A 21,853-nucleotide genomic window follows, 5' to 3' on the forward strand; every position below is an offset into this window, starting at 1 on the left:
TGCCGTCGGTCGGGATGGACGACGACTTCTTCGCGCTGGGCGGGCATTCGCTGCTGGCGATGCGGCTGGTGAGCCGGGTCCGCGTGGTGCTGGACGTCGAACTGCCGGTCCGGGCGCTGTTCGAGGCGCCGACCCCGGCGGCCGTCGTTCGCAGGCTCGCCGGGGCCGGGCCGGGCCGCGCCGCGCTGGCCGCCCGGGAGCGGCCGGACCGGGTGCCGTTGTCGTACGCGCAGCGGCGGTTGTGGTTCTTGTGGCAGCTGGACGGCCCGAGCGCCGCGTACAACATCCCGCTGGGCCTCCGGCTGTCCGGAGACCTGGATCGGGCGGCGCTGGAAGCCGCGTTCCGCGACGTGATCGGGCGTCACGAGGTCTTGCGGACGGTGTTCCCGATGCTGGACGGGGAGCCGTGCCAGCAGGTTCTGCCGGTCTCCGGCGCCGGGTTCGAGCTCCAGGTCGCGGAGGTGTCCCCGGAAGACCTCGACGAGGTGGTGACGGCGGCGGCCGGGTACGAGTTCGACCTCGCCACCGAGATGCCGCTGCGGGCCTGGCTGTTCGCGACCGGTGCGGGGCACCACGCGCTCGTGCTGGTGGTCCACCACATCGCGGGTGACGGCTGGTCGATGGAGCCGCTGGCCCGCGACCTCGCGGTGGCCTACGCGGCCCGCGCCGGGGGACGGGAGCCCGGATGGACGCCGCTGCCGGTGCAGTACGTCGACTACGCGCTCTGGCAGCGGGACCTGCTCGGTGACGAGCACGCTCCCGGCACGCTGGTGGCCGATCAGGTGGCCTACTGGCGGGACGCGCTCGCCGGGGCCCCGGACGAACTGGAGCTGCCGGTCGACCGGCCGCGGCCCGCCGAGGCGTCGCACCGAGGGCACGCGCGGCAAGTTGTGGTGCCCGCCGACGTTCACGCGCGGCTGCTGGAGCTGGCGAAGGCCGAGGGCGTGACGGTCTTCATGGTGCTCCAAGCGGCGCTCGCGACGGTGCTGCACCGCCTCGGCGCGGGTACCGACATCCCGATCGGGGCGGCCGTGGCCGGGCGGACGGACCAGGCGCTGGACGAACTGGTCGGCTTCTTCGTGAACACCCTGGTGATCCGCAGCGACCTGTCCGGCGACCCGACATTCCGTGCCCTGCTGGCGCGGGTGCGGGCCACCAGCCTGGCGGCGTACGAGAACCAGGACGTGCCGTTCGAGCGGCTGGTCGAGGAGCTGGCGCCGGCGCGGTCGCTGGCCCGGCATCCGCTCTTCCAGGTCATGCTCACCCTCCAGAACACCGCACAGGCGGGCGGCGGGGCCGCCACCGCACTGGCTGGCGTGCGGACCAGCCCACTGGCGACGGGCGCCGCGGCGTCGGCCAAGTTCGACCTCGACCTGAGCATGGCGGAGACCTTCGGCGAATCCGGTGCTCCGGCCGGGATACAGGGTTCGCTCATCGCGGCTTTCGACCTGTTCGACGAGGACACGACCGAGCGGATCGTCCGGTACCTGGGGCGGGTTCTCACGGCGGTATCGGCTGACGCGGAGCTGCCCGTCAGCGCGGTGCAGGTGCTCGACCCGGCCGAATACCGGCGGATCGTCGAGGAATGGAACCCTCCGGCGGTTCCGGAGTCCGATCGCTCGGTGCCGGACCTGTTCGCCGAGCAGGCGGCGCGGACGCCGGACGCGGTGGCGTTGGTGGCGGGTGATGTCCGGCTGAGTTACGGCGAGCTGGACGCGCGGTCCGATGAGCTGGCGCGGGTGCTGGTCGCGTCGGGTGTGGGGCCGGAGTCGGTTGTCGCGGTGCTGATGGAGCGGTCGGCCGAATTGGTGGTGGCGCTGCTTGGGGTCCTGAAGGCTGGTGGCGCCTATCTCCCGCTCGACGTCGGCTGGCCGGTGGCGAGGGTGCGGGCGGTGGCCGAGGACGCGGGTGCGCGGTGGGTGATCGTGCATGACGCGACGGCTGCGCATGACTTCGTTCCGACGGCCGGTCTTGCCGTGGTTCCGGTCGGTGCGAAGGCGGACGCCGGAGCGGAGCTGCCGCCGGCGGTTGCGGACGCGGCGGCGTATTTGATGTACACGTCGGGGTCGACCGGTGTGCCCAAGGGGGTGGTGACCACTCATCGGGACGTCGTCGCGCTGGCCGGGGACGGGTGCTGGGGTGCGGTGCCGCGGGTGTTGTTCCATGCTCCGCATGCTTTCGACGCGTCTTCGTATGAGTTGTGGGTGCCGTTGTTGTCCGGCGGCACCGTGGTGGTGGCGCCGGTCGAGGCGATGGACGCGGGGTTGTTGCGTCGCCTGATCGTGAGTCATGAGGTGTCTCATGTGCATGTGACGGCGGGGTTGTTGCGGGTGCTGGCCGAGCAGGATCCGGGGTGTTTCTCCGGGGTGCGTGAGGTGTTGACGGGCGGGGACGTGGTTCCCGCCGAGTCGGTGCGGCGGGTGCTGGCGGAGAACCCCGGGGTGGTGGTGCGGCACCTCTACGGGCCGACCGAGGTGACGTTGTGCGCGACGCAGCACGTGGTCGGAGATCCCGAGGAGATCGACGGAGTGCTGCCGATCGGCCGGCCGTTGGACAACACCAGGGTGTACGTGCTGGACGACATGCTTCGGCCGGTTCCGGTCGGCGTGGCCGGTGAGTTGTACGTCGCCGGCGCGGGTGTGGCGCGCGGCTACCTGGGGCGTCCATTGTGGACGGCTGAGCGGTTCGTGGCGTCTCCGTTCGGTGGCACCGGCGACCGGATGTACCGCACCGGGGATCGCGCTCGCTGGACCGCTGATGGGCGGTTGGTGTTCGCCGGGCGGGCGGACGAGCAGGTGAAGATCCGCGGCTTCCGCGTCGAGCCGGGCGAGGTCGAGGCCGCGCTCGCGGCACATCCGGACGTGGCGCAGGCCGCGGTGATCGTCCGGGAGGACCTGCCCGGCGGGCGTGGCCTCGTGGGTTACGTCGTTCCCGGTCCCCGTGCCGGGGCCGATGGGCTGCCGGAGGCGGTGCGGGGGTTCGTCACGGGGCGGTTGCCGTCGTCCATGGTGCCGTCGGCGGTGGTCGTCCTGGAGGCACTGCCGTTGACGCGTAACGGAAAACTGGACCGGACGGCCTTGCCCGCGCCTTCCTACACCGCCGGTGGCGGACGTGTCCCGGCCACCACCGAGGAGGAGCTGCTCTGTCAGGGGTTCGCCGAAGTCCTCGGTCTCGACCGGGTCGGTGTCGAAGACGACTTCTTCGCATTGGGCGGGCATTCGCTCCTGGCCGTGTCGCTCGTGGAGTGGCTGCGGCGGCGCGGCGTGTCGGTGTCGGTGCGGGCGTTGTTCACGACCCCGACCCCGGCCGGGCTGGCCGCCGTGGCTGCTCCGGAGCCGGTGGTGGTGCCACCGAACCTGATCCCGGACGACGCCACCGAGTTGACGCCGGAGATGCTGACGCTGGTCGAGCTGACGGAGGACGAGCTGGCGTCGGTGGTGGCGGCCGTGCCGGGCGGCGCGGCCAACGTGCAGGACGTGTATCCGCTCGCGCCGTTGCAGGAAGGCATTTTCTTCCACCACCTGATGGTCGACCGGGACGGCACGGACGTGTACGTGACGGCCACGGTGATCGACTTCGACTCGCGGCATCGCCTCGACCAGTTCCTCGAGGGGATGCAGTGGGTGATGGACCGGCACGACATCTACCGCACCGCGGTTGTCTCCGAAGGGGTCCGGGAACCGGTCCAGGTGGTGGTGCGGCACGTCGGCCTCCCGGTCGAGGAGGTCGTTCTGGACCCCGACGGCCCGGATGTCACCGAACAGCTGATGACCGCCGTCCGTGGCTGGATGGAACTGGACCGGGCACCGCTGCTGAGCACGCACATCGCCGCCGACCCCCGGGAAGAGCGGTGGCTGTGCCTGCTCCGCATTCACCACCTGGTCCAGGACCACACCGCCATGCAGGTGCTGCTCGACGATCTGCGGGTGTTCCTGACGGGGGAGGCCGGCCGGCTGTCCGCGCCGGTGCCCTTCCGCGAGTTCGTCGCGCGGGCACGGCTCGGGGTGTCCCGGGCGGAGCATGAGCGGTACTTCACCGCACTGCTCGGCGACGTCACCGAGATCACGGCTCCCTACGGCCTGGCGGAAGTCCACGGCGACGGCGTGCGGGCCGCGCAAGCCCGGCTTCGGGTCGAGGGCGCGTTGACCGAACGGATGCGTGAGGTGGCCCGGACGCTCGCGGTGAGCCCGGCGTCCCTGTTCCACCTCGCCTGGGCCCGCGTGCTCGGCGTGGTTTCGGGCCGCGACGACGTGGTGTTCGGCACGCTGCTGTTCGGGCGGATGAACGCGGGTGCCGGTGCGGACCGGGCGGTGGGCCTGTTCCTCAACACGTTGCCGGTGCGGGTGCGTCTCGCCGGGAAGAGCGTGGCCGAAGCGGTGACCGAACTGCGGGGCCAGCTGGCCGAACTGATGGTCCACGAGCACGCGCCGCTGGCCACCGCGCAGGCGGCCAGCGGACTGCCCGGCGGCCCGCTGTTCACCTCGCTCTTCAACTACCGGCACAACCAGGAGGGAACGCAGGAGGCGGCCGACGCCCTGGACGGCATGGGCCTGCTGGCCGTACGCGACCTCACCGACTATCCGCTCGGTGTGGTCGTCGATGTCGACCGCGACGGCTTCACGATCACCGTGGACGCGGTCGCGCCCGCCGACCCCGACCAGATCTGCGCGCTCCTGCACACCGGCCTGGACAACCTGATCACGGCACTGGCGATGGCACCCGGCACCACGCTCCTGGCGGTGGACGTGCTGGGCGAGGCCGAGCTGTCCGAACTCGTCGAGGGCCGCAACGACACCGTGGCCGCGGTCGCGGACGTCTCGGTGCCGGCGGCGTTCGCGGCGCGGGTGGCGGCCGACCGGGACGCGGTGGCGCTGGTGGCGGGTGATGTCCGGCTGAGTTACGGCGAGCTGGACGCGCGGTCCGATGAGCTGGCACGGGTGCTGACCGCGTCGGGTGTGGGGCCGGAGTCGGTTGTCGCCGTGCTGATGGAGCGGTCGGCCGAGCTGGTGGTGGCGCTGCTCGCGGTCCTGAAGGCCGGTGGCGCCTATCTCCCGCTCGACGTCGGCTGGCCGGTGGCGAGGGTGCGGGCCGTGGCCGAGGACGCGGGCGCGCGGTCGATGATCGTGCACGACCCGACGGCCGGGCACGACCTCGCCCTCACGGCCGGTCTCGCCGTGGTTCCGGTCGGCGCGAAGGCCGATGCCGGACCGGAGCTGCCGCCGGTGGTTCCGGACGCGGCGGCGTACCTGATGTACACCTCGGGGTCGACCGGTGTGCCCAAGGGAGTGGTGACCACCCACCGGGACGTCGTCGCGCTGACCCGGGATCGGTGCTGGGGTGCGGTGCCACGGGTGTTGTTCCATGCTCCGCATGCCTTCGACGCGTCTTCGTACGAGCTGTGGGTGCCGTTGTTGTCCGGCGGCACGGTGGTGGTGGCGCCGGTCGAGGCGATGGACGCGACGGTGCTGCGTCGCCTGATCGCGGGTCACGACGTGTCCCACGTACACGTGACGGCGGGGTTGCTGGGGGTGCTGGCCGAGCAGGATCCGGGGTGCTTCTCCGGAGTGCGTGAGGTGCTCACGGGCGGGGACGTGGTTTCCGCCGGGTCGGTGCGGCGGGTGCTGGCGGAGAACCCCGGGGTGGTGGTGCGGCACCTCTACGGGCCGACCGAGGTGACGTTGTGCGCGACGCAGCACGAGGTCGGAGATCCCGAGGAGATCGACGGAGTGCTGCCGATCGGGCGCCCGCTGGACAACACCAGGGTGTACGTCCTCGACGACACGCTTCGGCCGGTTCCGGTCGGTGTCGCCGGTGAACTGTACGTCGCCGGCGCGGGTGTGGCGCGCGGCTACCTGGACCGTCCATTGTGGACCGCTGAACGGTTCGTGGCGTCGCCGTTCGGTGGCGCCGGCGACCGGATGTACCGCACCGGGGACCTGGTCCGGTGGACACGCGATGGCGGGCTGGTGTTCGCCGGGCGCCTGGACGCGCAGGTGAAGATCCGCGGTTTCCGGGTCGAGCCCGGCGAAGCCGAGGCCGTCCTGGCGGGACATCCGGCGGTCGGCCAGGCCGCGGTGGTCGTGCGTGAGGACGTCCCCGGGGACAAGCGGCTGGTCGCCTATCTCGTGCCTGCCGGGAACGGCGGCGGGCTCGCCGAGGCGGTCCGTGAGTACGCGGCCGACCGGCTGCCCGCCTACCTGGTGCCCTCGGCGTTCGTGGAGCTGGGCGCACTGCCGTTGACGGCGAACGGCAAGCTGGACCGGAAAGCGTTGCCCAGCCCCGAGTTCGCGCATGGTGCGGGCGGCGAGGCGGCCGGGCCGCTGGCGGCGCTCGAGCAGTCCATGTGCGAGGCGTTCGCCGAGGTGCTCGGGCTCCCCGAAGTCGGGGTGAACGACGACTTCTTCACGCTCGGCGGGCACTCGCTGCTGGCGATCGCCCTGGTGCAGCGGCTGAAGCGCAAGGGCATCACCACCTCCGTCCAGGACGTGATGGCCGCCCCGACCGTGACCGAGCTGATGAACACGCTCAGCCTTTCGTCGGTGCGGGACTCGCTCGGCGTGCTGCTGACCATCCGTGGCGGCGGTGACCGCCTGCCGCTGTTCTGCGTCCACCCGGCGGGCGGGCTGAGCTGGTGCTACACGCCGTTCGCCCAGCACGTGCCGCCGGACCTGCCCGTCTACGGCCTGCAGGCCCGCGGTGTCGACGGCAGGACGCCGGTCGCCGGCTCGCTGGCGGAGATGGCGGCCGACTACATCGAGCAGCTGCGCGAGGTGCGGCCGCACGGCCCGTACCACGTCGTCGGCTACTCCTTCGGTGCCGCTCCCGCACACGAGATGGCCGTCCAGCTGCGGGCGCGGGGCGAGGAGGTCGCCCTGGTCGTCATGGATTCCCTCCCGCTCGATGAGATCCTGGCGGAGGCCCGCGAGAAGGGGCAGCCGGTCGACGAGGATGTGCCGTGGGAGGAAACGATCCGGGCCGAGTTCGGCCATCTCCTCGGCGGATTCTCCGATGAGGAGATCGCGGTCTTCGCGCGGATCTTCGAGAACAACACCCGGATCAGGGGCGCGCACGCCACCGGGCGGTTCGACGGCGACGCGCTGATCCTCGTCTCGGCCGGCAGCAGGCCGGAGGACGGCCCCTCCGCCGCGCGGTGGGCGCCCTACGTCAGCGGCGAGCTGACGGAGGTGCCCATTCCCTGTGAGCACGCGGACATGGTCCGCCCCGGCATGATGGGCCTGGTCTGGCAGGCGATCGCGGCTTGGCTGGAATCGCGATGACGGAAGGAAGGGAGAGAGCGGACATGGGACGGACATCCCTGGTGTGTGTGCCCTTCGCGGGGGCGGGCGCCTCGTTCTTCCACTCGTGGGCGGCGCTGACGGACGGGGACCCGCGGATCCTCGCGCTCCAGCTGCCCGGGCGGGAATGGCGGCTTTCCGAGGACCCGTACCGGGACGTCGCGGAGGCCGCGGCCGGGCTGCTGCCCGCCGTCACCGGCGAACTCGGGCCGGGGGAGCGGATCGCGGTCTTCGGCCACAGCCTCGGTGCGGTGCTCGCGTACGAACTCGCCCACCTGCTGGTGGCGAAGAGCGACGCCGACGTGGTGCGGTTGTTCGTGAGTGGTTCGCCCGGTCCGTGGACGCGGCGGACGCGGCGCGCGACCGGCCTCCCCGACGAGGAGTTCCTGGTGCGGGTCAAGGAGTTCGCGAAGTACGACCACGAGGCGCTCGCCGAGCCGGACATGCGGGAGCTGATCCTGCCGACCCTGCGCGCGGACGTCGAGATGCACGAGAACTACGTGCCCACGACGGACCGGCCGTTGCCGCGGCCGATCACCGCCGTGCGCGGGACCGAGGACGACCTGGTGACGGCCGGGCAGACCGGCGAATGGCTGCGGGCGACCAGCGCCGGGTTCGCCCAGGCGGAGATCGAGGGCGGGCACATGTACATCGCGGAGGATCCCGGTGCCCTGCTGCGCCTGGTGAACGACGAACTCGCCCACCGAGAGTACTGAGGAGGGGCCATGCGACTCGCCGGCAAGACCGCGATCGTCACCGGGGCCGCCCGCGGCCTCGGCCGGGCCTGCGCGGTCGCCTTCGCCCGCGAGGGCGCCGATCTCGTCCTCCTCGACGTCTGTGCGGACCTGCCCGGCGTGTCGTATCCGCTCGGCAGCGCGAGCCAGCTCGCGCACACCGCCGACCTGTGCCGCGAGCGGGGTGCCGCCGTGCTGACCCGGCACGCGGACGTTCGTGATCTCGTCGCGCTGCGGCAGGTCGTCGACGACGCCCACGGCTGGAGCGGGCGGATCGACGTGCTGGTCAACAACGCCGGGATCGCCACGCCGTCGGGCACGCCCACCGACGAGATCACCGAGGACGAATGGCAGCTCATGATCGACGTGGACCTCTCCGGCGCCTGGCGCGCGACGGCCGCGGTCGGCAAGATCATGACCGCCCAGCGCGGCGGCAGCATCATCAACGTGGCTTCGACGGCCGGGCTGGTCGGGTACCGCCACTTCGCCGGATACGTCGCGGCCAAGCACGGCGTCATCGGGCTCACCAAGGCCGCGGCGCTCGACTTCGCGCCGGTGAAGGTCCGGGTCAACGCGCTCTGCCCGGGGTCGGTCCGGGACGATCCCGCGGTGGAGGGCCGGATGCTGGCCGAGATCGCCAGGTCGCTGCGGGTACCGGCCGGCGAGCACGAAGCGGCGTTCGTCCAGTCGCAGCCCATGAACGCCCTGATCGAGCCAGGAGACGTCGCCGAGGCGGCCGTCTGGCTCGCCTCCGACGGCTCGCGGCAGGTCACCGGGTCGGTCGTCACCGTCGACGGTGGGTTCACGGCCCGCTGAACGGGCCTCGGTCCCGACATAGGGAGATGGATGTGGTCGTCCCTTCGCAGTCGTCCGGGAACGCCAGGCACTGCCACGCGCTGCGTCTCCGGCTCGAGACCCCGCCCGACGCCGGGACACTCGCCAAGCGCTTCGCGAGCTTCGCCGAGCCCGGTGCGCTCTGGGCCGAGCGTGTCCCCTTCGCCGGCGATGATCCGGCCGGCTGCCGCCGCCGTGCCCGCGAGCTGGCCCGGCCCGTCGATGCCCGTCGCGGTGCACGAGCCGCCCTGATCGAATACTCCGACGGCCGGGCCGACCTGGTGGTCGTCGCGCACCGGGCCGCGTTCGACGGCCTGGCGTTGCGGCTGCTCGCCGCCGCGACGCTCGACGGCGGACCGGCGCCCGCGCGGGCCGAGGGCCGCGCACGGCCGTCCGAAGCCGACCACGTACCCGCTTGGGGACTGGGTGACCGAAGGCTCGGCCACGACGAGCCGGCCGAATTCCGGGTCACGTTGCCGTCCGGCACCGACCGGGACCCCGAGCGCTGGGAGGCGGCGCTCGCCGCGGTCCTCACCCGGTACGAACCGGGGGAACCGCCCGGGCGGCCCGCCGGCGCGGGCGTGCTCTTCGATCTCGACGGCGAAGGAGAGTACGTGCCTTGTCTGGCACCCCCGTTCCCGCTGACCGTCACGGTCGGCCGTGGCACGGGCGGCACGGCCGAGCTGCGGTGCCAGTACCGGCCCGGCCGCGTGAGCCCGCCGGTCGCCGCCCAGTTCGTCCGGCATCTGATCGAGGCCCACCGGAGTGCGGGGGCCGGCATCTTCGACGCGGCAGAGCGAGAACGCGTGCTGGCGCTGGGACGCCCGTCGCGCGTCCTGACGAGCACGCCGCGCCGCATTCCGGAGGTGTTCGCCGAGCGTGCTGCCGAACGGCCCGACGCGATCGCATTGTCCGATGAGGACGGTCAGGTCACCTACGCCGAGCTCGACCGGTGGTCCGACCGGCTCGCCAACGGCCTGCGCGCGGCCGGGGTGGGCACCGGCGCCCTCGTCGGTGTCTGTCTCGACCGGTCGGCGGAGCTGGTGGCGGTCCTGCTCGCCGTGCTCAAGGCGGGTGCCGCCTACGTGCCGCTCGATCCGGCCTATCCGGCCGAGCGCCTCGCCTACACGGTCGAGGACGCACGACTCGCCGTCGTGATCACCACGCACACCGGGTTTCCCGGCTGCCGGGGAGTACGGGTGCTGACACCCGGGTCGGTCGCCGAGCCGGGCGACACCGGCCGCCCGCCCGCCGTCGGCACCGGTCCGGAGGAAGCGGCGTACGTCATCTACACCTCGGGCTCCACCGGCAGGCCCAAGGGGGTGCTCGTCTCGCACGTCAACGTCGTCGCGCTGGTGGACGCCACCCGGGACGACTTCGCACTCGGCGCCGCCGACGTGTGGACGTTCTTTCACTCCATCGCGTTCGACTTCTCGGTCTGGGAGATCTGGGGCTGCCTGCTCACGGGCGGCCATCTCGTCGTCGTCCCGTACTGGGTGTCGCGGTCGCCGGAACAGGTTCACGAGCTGCTGGCCGAGCGCGGGGTCACCGTGCTGAGCCAGACGCCGTCGGCGTTCGCGCCGCTCGCGGAGGTGGACCGCACGCGCCACGAGCGGCTGCCGGTCCGGCTGGTGGTCTTCGGGGGTGAGCCGCTGGACACCAGGAGCCTGCTGCCGTGGCTGGACCGGTACCCCGAGACCCGCTGCCGCCTGGTGAACATGTTCGGCATCACCGAGACCACGGTGCACGTCACCGCGGAGACCATCACGCGGTGGCACGCTCTCACCGGGTCGAGGTCGGTCGGCAGGCCGATCCCCGGCTGGCGGGTGTCCGTGCTGGACGAACGCGGGCGGCTCGTCCCGCCGGGCGTGGCGGGCGAGATCCACGTCGCCGGCAGCGGCGTCGCGCTCGGTTATCTGCACCGGCCCCGGCTGACCGGGGAACGGTTCCCGCGCGATCCCTTCGGCGCCGGGCGGATGTATCGCACCGGTGACCGCGGACGGCTGCGGCCGGACGGCGTGCTGGAGCACCTCGGCCGCCTCGACAACCAGGTCAAGCTGCGCGGGTTCCGCATCGAGCTGGACGAGATCCGGTCCGTGCTGGTGGAATGCGCCGGGGTGGTGGCGGCCGCGGTCACGCTGCACCGGGCCGACGCGGCGGCCGCCGCCACCGACCGGCTCGACGCGTATGTCGTGCTCTCGGAGGGGACCACGGCGGCGGTGCGGGAACGGATCGGCCGTATCCTGCCGGACCACATGGTGCCGGCGACCGTCACCGCGCTGCCCGCGCTTCCGATGACCGCCAACGGGAAAGTGGACCTCGCCGCGCTCCCCGGGCCCGCCGCGCCGGAACCCGGGGCCGAGGACGAACCTCCGGCCGGGGACGACCTCACCGGTGAGCTGCTGGCGGTGTGGCGGCAGGTGCTCGGCTCCGCCGTCGGCGCGACCGACAGTTTTTGGGAACTGGGCGGGAATTCACTGCTCGCCATGCGGATCGCGGCGGCCATGCGCGAGCGCGGGCTGCCGCCACTGCATCCGCGTGCGCTCTACCTCAACCCCACGGTGCGCGCGCTGGCGGCCGCGCTGCGGTCCTGAGAGCCTGTTTGGGCACTTTTCTCGGCCGGTGCGGTATGGCGCCCGCGGCGATGCGCACGCTTCTTTTCGGAGAAGTAATTGATCACACGGAAGTCAGGATCGATTCCGTGCGTGTCGCGTGGACGGAATGGAATCGTCGCGATACCGGAAACGCTCGTCAAAACCGGCGGCGGCCACCGCGGGGGAAAGTTCGGTGGCTATTCCGGCCGGCTACCTGAGGTCTGCAACCATGGCTTGAGGCGCGTCGTCACGTGGCACTGTGGACGATGCGGTTTTCCCAGGCCCACGCGGCGATCCCGACCCGGTTGCGCACCCCGAGCTTGGTCTGGATGCCGGAGATGTGGCTCTTGACCGTGCTGAGGGAGATGAACAGCTCGGCGGCGATCTCCCGGTTGGTGAGACCCCGCGCGACGGTCCGCACGACCTCGATCTCCCGTTCGGACAGCGACATCTCCTGCGCCGGTACGGCGTGCGACACGTCGCCGGTGCTGTTCAGGTGCTTCAACAGCCGGAGCGTGACCGAAGGGGAGACCAGCGCCTCGCCGTCATGGGCGGCGCGCACCGCCTCGATGAGCAGGGTGGGCCCGGCATCCTTGAGGACGAATCCGACCGCGCCACCGCGCAGAGCCCCGTAGACGTACTCGTCGAGATCGAACGTGGTGACCACGACAACCCGCATCGGATCGGCCGTCCCGGGACCCGCCAAGGCGCGGGCGACCTGGATGCCGTCGAGCTTGGGCATCCTGATGTCCACCAGGCACACGTCCGGCCGCAGCCGCCTGGCCATGGCGATCGCCTCGGCACCGTCCTCGGCTTCCCCGACGACTTCGATGTCGGGCTGGTCCTCCAGGAGCAGCCGCAGGCCGGCGCGGATCATCGCCTGGTCGTCGGCGAGCAGGACCTTGATGGTCATCGGGGCTCCCTGGTGGGGATGGGCAGCGTGGTCCGCACGGACCAGCCGGCCCCCGACGGCCGGGGACCGGCGGACAGCGAGCCGCCGAGCGTCTCCACCCGTTCGCGCATCCCGATCAGACCGTACCCCCCGCGGTGATGGGGGCGGGCGGAGCCCGGCGGGGCGTCGTCGACGACCTCGACGGTGACGCCCTCGGTGTCGCGGCCGACGGTCACGTCGACCGAACGGGCGTGGGGGGCGTGCCGCAGCACGTTCGTCAGCGCCTCCTGGACAATCCGGTACACGGTGCTGGTCACCTCGGGCGGCCAGTCCGGCTCGTCGTCGGGAACGCTCAGCCGGACCTGCGCACACTGTTTGCCGAACCGCTCGACCAGCGCACTCAGCCCCTCCGGTCCCGGCGATGCGGGGGCCACGTCCTCGGTGTCACGCAACAGTTCGACGACGCGGCGCATCGCGATCATGGCGTCGGAGCCCGCGGCCTCGATCTCGGTCAGCGACTCCGAAACCTTTTCCGGGTTTCGCCGCGCGACGACCTGGGCGGCCTGCGACTGGATCAGCATCCCGGTGATGTGGTGGGCCACGATGTCGTGCAGTTCCCTGGCGAGCTCCAGCCGTTCGGCCCGGCGCACCCGGTCGGCGGCCGCCCGTGCTTTGGCGTCGAGCAGCCGCAGCGCAAGCCCGGCCGCGAGCCCCGCCAGCCAGGTCGCGGCGGCGATGGCGGGTACGGCCGACGTCGGCCCGGCGGCGAGCTGAGCGGCGATCACCACCAGCCCGGCGCCCACGATGAGACCGGCCCGGACCGGCGCCAGCGTCCTGACCGCCGAGCCGATGAGCACCGCGAGGCCGAGCGCCGTGGCAGGCCCCGGTTCGGCGGGAAGACGGCCGGCGAACAGCATTCCGAGCAGAACCGCGAGTGCCGCGACCGCCAGGCCCGCGACCGCGGTCCAGGTCCGCTCCCGGCGGCGCGCGACCGCGAGCCCGCACACCACCGCGGCGGCGATGGCGCCCGGAACCCAGGACGCGCCACCCCAGCTCCTCGCGAGGGCGAAGGCTTGGAGGACGATCGCGCCGAGGAAGAGGATGCCGAGCCCGGCGTCGGAAGCGACCTTGACCCAGCGGTCCGGAATGGTCACGTCGGTCAGATTACCAAATCGCCGTCCGGCGGCCGTGCCGCTCAGCGGACCGCCGGACGGCACGACGGGGGCGGCTCGCGGGTCGGCGGGCCGGGCGGATTCGGTGCTGTGCGGGTCTTCGCGCACGGTTACCGCTGGGGCGAACCGGACGACCAGGAGGAGCGCCGCGCCGGGCCGTTGGCCCGTGAGGCGCGGTCGACGGCCCGCAGCGACAGTCCCAGCACAAGGGCGCCGGCCATGCCCATCGTGGCCAGGTACGTCACCGCGGTCCGCCCGTCGACCCAGGCGCCGATGGTCACCAGGACGCCGCCGAGGGCAATGCCGGTGGCCGGCCCGAGGGGGAGCGTCCGGAGTGCGGAGCCGACGAGCACCGCCATGGCCAGCGCCGTGATGGGCGCGGGTTCCTGGGGCATGGAGTGGCCGGTGACGATGGACACCACGACGGCGACGGCGGTGACGGCCACGCCCGCTCCGGCGATCAGCGTCTTCTGCCGTTCGCGCAGGAGGGCCAGCGCGCACACCACCACCGAGACGACCGAACCGAACACCCAGGACGCGCCGCCCCAGCTGTCCATGAGCATGTACGCCGTGAAGACGATCCCCGCGGTGAACACGGCGCCGAGCCCGACGTTGACCATCATTCCCGCTGGTCGATCCGCTGAAGTCATGCGGCTCAGAGTAGGAAGCGCGGGCGCGGGGGCGAACCGGCCGAAAGTACAGGAGAGCGCCTGACAGCCGTGCTTTCGGCCGGTATTCGACGCCGCTCCGGCCCTCGTCGCCTATCCCCGGCTCCGGGCCCGGTCCGGGACGCCAAGCGCGGACAGTCCCAGCGGACGGCCGTCGAGGCTGTGCGCGACGGCGCAGTCGAACAGACGCTGCTCCACGTCGTCGCGTTCGGCCGGGGTGAGCACCGCCGGGCCGCCCATCCGCTCGGTCAGCCGGTCCAGCACGCCCAGCACCGCGGCATCGCCGTGGCGTTCGCCGCCGTGCCACCACACCGCGAGGACGGAGGCGGCGGCGAGGACCGCGGTGTACCGGTCGGCCAGGGCGAACGCGGCGGGCGACGCGTCGATCGTGATGTCCGCGGGCCCGAGCGCGGCGCACCCGTCCCGCAGCTTTCGCAGCTCCTGCTCACAGCGCACCGTGAAGCGCCGCACGGGATCCGAGCCGGGCCGTGACCCGGCAGCCGCCATCTCGGTGAGCGCGCCGATGATGCCGTCGTGCTTGGGCATGCCTGCGCTCAGCCGGTCGAGGGAGAGCGCGGGCAGGTCGCCGCCGACGTCGAACAGCGACGGCGCGGTGGACGGGTCGGCCAGCCACGATTTCCTGGCCAGCCGGGGGAGTTGTGGAAGCAACGTCACCAGCGCGGCCGCGAGCGACACGTGGGCGAAAGTGGCAGGCGTGACGTCCCTGGCCAGCTTCTGGAACATCGCGTACGGGCCCCGCCGGAGGTAGGACCGGGCGCCCAGCACCGCGCGCAGGTCCTCGAACGCGTCCAGCGCGATCCGCGCGGTCAGGTACTTCGCGGCCGGGGCGTAGACGGCCATGGTCTCCGGCTCCAGGTGCAGCGAGCGCAGGATCACGGCCGAGAACGCGTCCACGGCGAGCAGGTCGGCGTAGGCACGGGCGATCACTGCACGCACGTACGGCAGGTCGGCGGCCGTGCCGCCGTAGAGGTGGCGCTCGAGGGCGCACCGGATGGCCAGCCGCAGCGCGGTTTCCAACGGCCCGGCGAACATCGCGCCTGCCACCGATCGGGTGACCTGGTAGGAGCGCAACGCCACCTCGATGCCCTGGCCGGGGGAGCCGATCAGGGCATCGCCCGGAATGGGGCTGCGGTCGAACGCCACGCCGCCGAGCTGCACGCCCCGCATGCCGGAGCTGGGGAAGCGCGGCAGGTCCCGCAGCCCCGTGATCGGCCGGTCGCCCCGCAGGACGAGGAACTGGCTGTGACTACGGCTCCCCGGTGCCGATCCGGTACGGGCGAACAGCACCATCGCCTCAGCTCGCCGCAGGTTCGTCACGATCTCCTTGCGGCCGGAAAGCAGCCAGCCCCCGCCGCCGGGCCGGGCGACGCATTCGGCGTGCGCGAAGTCGTTGCCGTGTGCCAGTTCGTGGAAGGCGGCGGCGACCCGGCCGTTCGCCAGCAACAGGCCGGCCGTGCGGCGCCGCTGGTCCTCGTTGCCGGCGGTCCAGATGTTGACGGACGCGATGAGGGAGCTGAAGCCGTAGCCGAGGCCGAGGCACGGGTCTCGCCGCCACACCGTGCGCAGGATTTCGGCGAGCCGGTCGGCGCGTTCCCACCGGCCTCCGTAGGCCACCGGAACGAACTCGGCGTTCAGGCCATACCGGTCCAGCACCCGCTCGCCCTCGGCGAGCATCTCCTGGCGCTCGTCGGCGGCGAGGACCGCCGCGTGCCCCACCGGGTTCCGGTCGTCCCAGGCGTCCCCCAACAGCGCGTCCAGCTCGGCCGCGCTCATGTCCGGCCCGCCGGGGCCCGGAGTGCCGGTGCGCCGAACGGGGTGACCGGGGCACCGGTACGGGCGGCCTCGGCCACGTGTACCGCGATCGCGTCGTCGATCCGATCGTCTCCCCTTTCCGGGGCGGGCACCGGGATCCGCAGCGTGACGGCGAGCCTGGCCCGCAGTGCGCGGAGCGCGGCTCGGACCCAAAGACCGTCCTCCCACAGCGGTTCCCCACCGTGCCGGTGCCGCTCGGCCGACCACGTGTGCAGGCACGCGGCGCCCGCGTAGCAGAGTTCGTACGCGCCGGCGAGCTCGTACGCGGCCATCGGCGGACGGGCGGCCGGAGTCACCGCGGCCATCAGTTCGTGGACGTCCCCGGTGGTGGCGGCGAAGGCGGTGGCGTGTGCCGCGAGCCCGTCCGGAGCGGTCCCGGCGGCGATCGAGCGGGCCAGGGCGGGAAGGGACTGCACCACCGAGCATCCCTGCCGGGACAGCAGCGTGAGCGCGCCGCGGTCGAGCGGGCCAGGGGGACACCCGACCGCCGCCGCCTTCGCCAGCCCATCCGCGTCCACGGTGCCGGCGGCGAACTCCCTCGCCAGGCGCGGGAACTGCTGCACCAGCGCGGCGCGGTTCACCGGCGTGCTGCCGTCGAACACCGAGACGATCTGGTGATCCCGCCCGACCTTCTGGAACGCGCCGTGCGCGTATACGCCGGTGAGGAAGGACCGCGCGCCCAGCAGCTCGGCCAGCTCGCCGATCACCGAGTCGACCAGGGCGGGCGCCACGGCCTTGACCACGGCGGAGACCACGCTCATCTCGCCGGTCATGGCGTGAATGGCGCGGCTGCCGACCATGGCCGCCGCCTCCGCGGCGGCCAGCAGCGCGGAACACCGGCCGAGGGTGGCCCGCGGGCGGGCGCGATCCAGCAGCGGGCGGCGCTGGATGATCCGCTCCGCGGCGAAGATCGCGGCGAGCCGCAGTGCGTGCTCGCCCGCGCCGAGCGACAGGGCCGCGCACAGGGTCCGGGTGAGCTGGAGCGCACGCAGCACGGTTTCGATCCCGGTGCCCTCCGCGCCCAGCAACGCACCGGAGGGCAGCGTCGCGTCGAGGAAGGCGATCCCGGAGATGTCGACGCCGCGGATGCCGTGCGTGGGTTCCTTGGGCAATGTTCGCCACGTGCCGGGAGCGAGCGCGGATTTGTCCACGAGGAAAAGGCTCTGCCCGCGTCCGGTGCCCGCCTCGCCGGTACGGGCCAGTACGGTCAGGTACCGGGCCCTGGTGGCGTTGTTGATGGGCCACTTCACCCCGTCGAGCCGGTAGCCGCGGTCCCGCGCGGTCGCGGTCACCGTCCCGTTGAGCAGATCGCTGCCGTGGTCCGGCTCGGAGAGCGCCCAGGCGACCTGGGCGCCCGTCAGGATCCCGGTCGCGGTGGTGGCGGCCTGCTCGGCGTCGCCCGCGATCCAGACGGAGGCGGCTCCGAGGTAGGTCTTGCCGTGCGCGACCACGGTGCTCAGGTCGCGCCTGGCCACCGTGCGCCACAGGCGCAGCAGCACCTCGTGGTCCTCGGCCTCGCCACCCCATTCGGCGGGGACGTAGTACGCAGGCAGGCCGAAGGCATCCAGCCGGTCGGTGAAGGGAGCCGGGAACTCCTCGGTGGCGTCCAGTTCGGCGATCCGGCTGTCCTCCGTCCCGCCGGGGCCGTGAGCGGCGACGTCGGCCAAGGCAGCGTCCAGGGCGGCCTCGATCTCCGTGCCGGCACGGGTGGACGTCACGTGTGCTGTCCCGTCGGCGCGGTGCGCAGGCCTGGCTCGAGCTCGGCGTGGAGTACGTGCATGTCGCCGGCGAGGAACCGGTCCCGCATGGCGGTGCGCCTGATCTTCCCGCTGGTGGTGCGGCGCACGGTGCCGCGCCGGACGAGCACGATGTTGCGCAGCGGGACGCCGAACGACCGGTTGAGCCTGCGGGTGACGGCCGTGATCACCGCGGGCAGCTCGGTTTTCGGGGTCTCCGGACGGACCTCGTGCACCAGCACGACCCGCTCGTCCGGCGCCCCGATCCCGAAGGCGGCGCCGACCTGGCCGACGAGGGCGTGGTGCGCGGCACGGGCTTCGCGCTCGACGTCATGGGGGGACAGGTTGCGGCCGTGGACGATCAGCAGCTCCTTGAGGCGGCCGGTGACGAACAGCTCGCGGTCGGCGAAGGCACCCAGATCGCCGGTGCGCAGCCAGCCGCCCCCGCCTTCGGCGTCGGCCAGCCCGGCGTCGAAGACACGCGCGCTCAGCTCCGGCTTGCCCCAGTAGCCGCGGCCGATGCTGTCACCGCGCAACCAGATTTCGCCCACCCGGCCGTCGGGAAGCGGTTCGTGGGTCCGCTGATCGACGATCCGCGCGTCGAAGGCAAGCGGCCGGCCCACTCCCATCACCTGCCTGCCGATGCCGTCGCCGTCGGCCGGGCGCAGTTCGGGACGCTCCGCCGATTCCAGGCTCCGCGCGTCGACCGTGAGCACGGTCGGCCGGACGCCGCCGGGTACGCAGGCGACGTACGCCGTGCTCTCGGCCAGGCCATAGCCGGGGCTGTGGGTGTGCGGGCCGACCCCGATCGGGGCGAACCGATCCATGAACGCCTCGACCGTGGCGGCATGGATCGGCTCGGCGCCGTTGACGAAGTAGCGCACCGGCGAAAGGTCGAGGCCGGCCATCATCTCGTCGGTGATGGCGCGCGTGCAGAGGTCGTACGCGAAATTGGGGCCACCCGTGTAGGTGATGCGGAACCGGTCCAGCATGCGGAACCACTCGACCGGCCGCCGGACGAACGTCGTCGGCTGCATCAGGACTACGGGCGCGCCGCACAGCAGCCCCGCGGTGAGCTGGGTGAACAGGCCCATGTCGTGGTGCAGCGGCAGCCAGCCGCCGAACCGGTCTTCCGGGCCGAGGCGCAGGTGCGTGCACAGGGCCCCGAGGTTGGCCAGTACGGCGCCATGGGTGAGGATCACCCCGTTCGGTGATCCGGTGGAGCCGGAGCTGTACTGCAGCACCGCGTCCGTCTGACGGTCGACCGGCCGCACGGGCGTGGCCGGCCAAGAGGACGGCTCGGTGCTCGCGGGGCCCACCGCATCGACAGCCGGCCGTGCCAGGCCGTGCGTGCGCAGGTGCGCGGTGACCTCCGCCAGCGCGGAACCGGTGGTGACGATCAGACCCGGCGAGCAATCGGCGGCGATCGCGGCGAGGCGTTCACCGGCACTCGCCGAGCTGCCCGGCAGCGGTGAGGGCACGGCGATCAGCCCCGCGAACAGGCAGGCGAGGTAGATCTCGACGAACTCCGGACTCGTCGGCAGGGCGATGAGCACCCGCTCGCCGGGCGGCAGCCGCCGGGCCAGCTCCGCCGCGCGCGCCTGGCTCCGCCGGGCCAGCTCCCGATATCCGATGGTCTCGTGTTCCGGCGCGGTGGAGCCCCGGAAGCAGGTCAGCGCGGTGCGTCCGGGATACGCGGCGGCGCGCGCGGCGAACGCCTCACCCAGGCTCCGGTATCCGGCAAGGTCATCGCTCATGACGTCGGCGCTGTTTTTTCCATCGCCTCGATGAGGCTTTTCGGACGCATGTCGGTCCAGTTCTTCTCGATGTAGTCGAGGCATTCCTGCCTGCCGGCCTCCCCGAAAACGCTTTCCCATCCGTCGGGGACATCGGCGAAAACGGGCCAGAGCGAATGTTGCCCCTCGGCATTGACCAAAACGAGGTAACCGGCGTCTGGGTCCTCGAAAGGATTCGGCATGACATTACCCCTCTCGCGGCGAAGGAATCGAGTCCGGGGGCGGCCCGGCCGTGCTCACTATGCTCCGGCGATCCGCTGACCATCAACACCGGCGGTCCGGCGCACTGAATCTCCCGGCGCAAGGGGCGTCCAACCGCTCCCCGACCTTCGTTTGGACAACACGTGGGCGGCCCCGCGCATGGCGGACACCAGCCCTGGAGTCGCATCATGAGTCCCGTCGAGGAGATCTTCACGGCGTCGGCCGTGGACTACAGAGCTCTTCGCGGTGCCGGCGGCCAGTCAGATCAGCTCGTTCTCGCCGGGGCAGATTGGTCCAGTCGAGCCCGCTGCGTCGGCGCCACTGGCCGGCCACCGGTCCTGCCACGATTCACCGGGCTGGCTCTGGAGCCAGTCCAGCAGCTTGCCCAGGCCGTGTCTTGTCTCGGGTGCGCCCCGCGTTCGGTCGGTGAACGTTCGAAACGGCCGGCGCAGCGTCCACCACAGCGCATTGTCTGCCCCTGAAGGGACCAGATTCGTCATATCCTGCGGGTAAAGCCGCAGCCATACCTCCGCGCGCCGCCGTGATCGACGACCGAGATGACAGCAGATCCAGCTGCTACGCGCAGTGACCTACGGCTCCGACAAGGAGCCCCGACAGGCTGGACAGTCACTATCCGTTGACATCGAAAAGAGCCCAGAACGTACCACGCTATCCGGGTCCTTTGAAGCCCGGGATGCGGAAGGCCGCCGCGGGTTTCCCGCGGCGGCCCTCCTGGTCCTTCAGTCCGCCTTGCGGATCAAGGTGATGCCGTCGGCGATCGGCAGCAGCGACATCTCCACCCGCGGGTCGTCCCGGACGAGGCGGTTGAACTCGCGGAGGCCCACCGTGTCCGGGTCCTGGTCGTCCGGGCCGTCGTCGGGGGACAGGGTGCCGGCGACGACGATGAGGCCGTCGGGCGACAGCAGCGTCAGTGCGGCCTCGTAATAGGCGGCGGCGCCCGCCTTGTCGGCGTCGATGAAGATCAGGTCGATCGTACCTGGGCCGTACTCGGCGAACAGCGCGTCGAGTACCGCGGTCGCCGGCGCGATCCGCAGGTCGATCCGGTCCGCCACCCCGGCACGCCGCCAGTGCGGCCTGCCGAGCGCCGGCCACCGGGCGGTGATGTCGCACGTGATCAGCAGGCCGTGGCGGGGAAGGGCCCGGGCCATGCACAACGAGCTGTATCCGGTGAAGGTACCGACCTCCACCACCGTCCGCGCCCGCGTGAGCTTGACCAGCAGCGCGAGCAACCGGCCCTCCTCGGCGGACACCCTCATCGCCGCAGCTGTCGGCAGCGACGCCGTTTCTTCACGCAACTTGCGCAGGATTGCGTCCTCGGGACGGGTATGTTCGCCCACGTGCGTGAGCAGGTCGGAGGACGCCAGTAGTTGGCTCGCCATGGCGTGAGCGTAGGGGCGCGGCCACGTGGAAATGTCTAGAAGTGCGGCCGCCTGGCCCAGGCGGTGGGCGACGGTCGTCGCTGGGGAATCGCCCTGTTCGTGCCCGGTTCCGGGGCGGCCGAGGCCGATTCCGGCTTGGGTTTGGATGTGAACCCATACGCCGGCCACAGTTCGCCGCCGGGCGGCCCGCCGGAAGTCACGGCGCGGCCCTCGATCTTGCCGCCCCGTTTCGGCAGTGCTACCCGATTCGCCCCCGTCTCCGCGGGGCCCTGCCCGGCAAGGGACCAGGCCGGAAGTCGAGGGATTTCCCGGTCTTTGGGTGGCGGTCCCGGGCGCTGCGCCGGTCGGGCACCGTGGCGTGAACTCGCTGCGGAAGCTCCGGAATCCAGCCCACTGCCAGTTCGATGCCCCTTGGCTGGGCCGCCACCGGGTCGGGACCAGGTGGGCGTACGCCGGCGAGGGCGCGGCGAGTGTGCCGATCGAGCACGTTGCGTGACTCGGTTCGCTGTCGTCCATGTTGATTTATGTTGGTTTTCTCGCCTCCGTCCGGCGGCTGACCGATCGGCCGTGCGACGGGTCCAGCACTGCGGGTCCGCGGGCAAGGGTAGGTGCTCGGCAACGGTTGCGACCTCCGTCACGATTGGGGGTTGCAAACGCAGACGAACACAGGCAACATCACTCAAACCAAAGTGGTTCTC

The 21,853-nt window shown here is 72.1% G+C and carries 12 protein-coding genes (1 of these 12 only partly in view); 4 read left to right on the forward strand and 8 right to left on the reverse strand.

The window, feature by feature from the left end; genetic code table 11:
* The 4 genes in view from A3CE_RS49585 to A3CE_RS0100030 are tightly spaced (at most 26 nt apart) and all read left to right on the forward strand, a layout consistent with a single transcriptional unit that may run on beyond the window.
* On the forward strand, window positions 1–7,277 hold the final stretch of the coding sequence (locus A3CE_RS49585) for a non-ribosomal peptide synthetase (RefSeq protein WP_020638000.1). The gene continues 18,871 nt to the left of window position 1, outside the view; the window shows 7,277 of its 26,148 coding nt (coding positions 18,872–26,148); the start codon falls outside the window, past its left edge; it ends in the stop codon at window positions 7,275–7,277.
* Between the two features lie 23 nt (window positions 7,278–7,300).
* Window positions 7,301–8,011, forward strand: a complete 711-nt coding sequence (locus A3CE_RS0100020) for a thioesterase II family protein (RefSeq protein WP_026468001.1) — start codon at window positions 7,301–7,303, stop codon at window positions 8,009–8,011.
* Window positions 8,012–8,020: 9 nt separating this feature from the next.
* A complete protein-coding gene (locus A3CE_RS0100025) occupies window positions 8,021–8,845 on the forward strand; it encodes an SDR family oxidoreductase (protein ID WP_020638002.1) in 825 nt (274 codons plus the stop codon).
* A gap of 26 nt (window positions 8,846–8,871) precedes the next feature.
* Window positions 8,872–11,457 carry an amino acid adenylation domain-containing protein gene (locus A3CE_RS0100030; RefSeq protein WP_051183728.1) on the forward strand — a complete coding sequence of 862 codons (2,586 nt, stop codon included), beginning with the start codon at window positions 8,872–8,874 and terminating at the stop codon, window positions 11,455–11,457.
* Between the two features lie 247 nt (window positions 11,458–11,704).
* Here the strand turns inward: A3CE_RS0100030 and A3CE_RS0100035 are convergent, their stop codons facing one another.
* The 8 genes from A3CE_RS0100035 to A3CE_RS0100070 all read right to left on the reverse strand — a co-directional run bounded on the left by A3CE_RS0100035 (window position 11,705) and on the right by A3CE_RS0100070 (window position 21,155).
* Window positions 11,705–12,370, reverse strand: coding sequence for a response regulator (locus tag A3CE_RS0100035; protein WP_020638004.1), 666 nt, complete (start codon window positions 12,368–12,370; stop codon window positions 11,705–11,707).
* Window positions 12,367–13,503, reverse strand: a complete 1,137-nt coding sequence (locus tag A3CE_RS0100040) for a sensor histidine kinase (RefSeq protein WP_043791538.1) — start codon at window positions 13,501–13,503, stop codon at window positions 12,367–12,369. The genes A3CE_RS0100035 and A3CE_RS0100040 overlap by 4 nt, the downstream gene beginning before the upstream one ends.
* A gap of 128 nt (window positions 13,504–13,631) precedes the next feature.
* Window positions 13,632–14,171 (reverse strand): metal transporter, encoded by a 540-nt coding sequence (locus A3CE_RS0100045; RefSeq protein ID WP_245589403.1) that lies wholly within the window; start codon window positions 14,169–14,171, stop codon window positions 13,632–13,634.
* Between the two features lie 111 nt (window positions 14,172–14,282).
* Window positions 14,283–15,983 carry an acyl-CoA dehydrogenase family protein gene (locus tag A3CE_RS49590; protein WP_020638007.1) on the reverse strand — a complete coding sequence of 567 codons (1,701 nt, stop codon included), beginning with the start codon at window positions 15,981–15,983 and terminating at the stop codon, window positions 14,283–14,285.
* Complete coding sequence (locus tag A3CE_RS49595; protein ID WP_020638008.1) at window positions 15,980–17,740, reverse strand: acyl-CoA dehydrogenase family protein; 1,761 nt, start codon at window positions 17,738–17,740, stop codon at window positions 15,980–15,982. The genes A3CE_RS49590 and A3CE_RS49595 overlap by 4 nt, the downstream gene beginning before the upstream one ends.
* The gene (locus tag A3CE_RS0100060) at window positions 17,737–19,515 is read right to left on the reverse strand and encodes a fatty acyl-AMP ligase (protein WP_020638009.1); all 1,779 of its coding nucleotides are present in this window, start codon (window positions 19,513–19,515) and stop codon (window positions 17,737–17,739) included. Before A3CE_RS0100060 ends, A3CE_RS49595 begins: the two co-directional genes overlap by 4 nt.
* A complete protein-coding gene (locus tag A3CE_RS0100065) occupies window positions 19,512–19,736 on the reverse strand; it encodes an MbtH family protein (protein WP_020638010.1) in 225 nt (74 codons plus the stop codon). The genes A3CE_RS0100060 and A3CE_RS0100065 overlap by 4 nt, the downstream gene beginning before the upstream one ends.
* Window positions 19,737–20,495: 759 nt before the next feature.
* Window positions 20,496–21,155, reverse strand: a complete 660-nt coding sequence (locus A3CE_RS0100070; RefSeq protein ID WP_026468003.1) for an O-methyltransferase — start codon at window positions 21,153–21,155, stop codon at window positions 20,496–20,498.
* Between the last annotated feature and the right edge of the window lie 698 nt (window positions 21,156–21,853).

It is taken from the genome of Amycolatopsis balhimycina FH 1894 (assembly GCF_000384295.1).
In the GTDB taxonomy this organism is placed as follows: domain Bacteria; phylum Actinomycetota; class Actinomycetes; order Mycobacteriales; family Pseudonocardiaceae; genus Amycolatopsis; species Amycolatopsis balhimycina.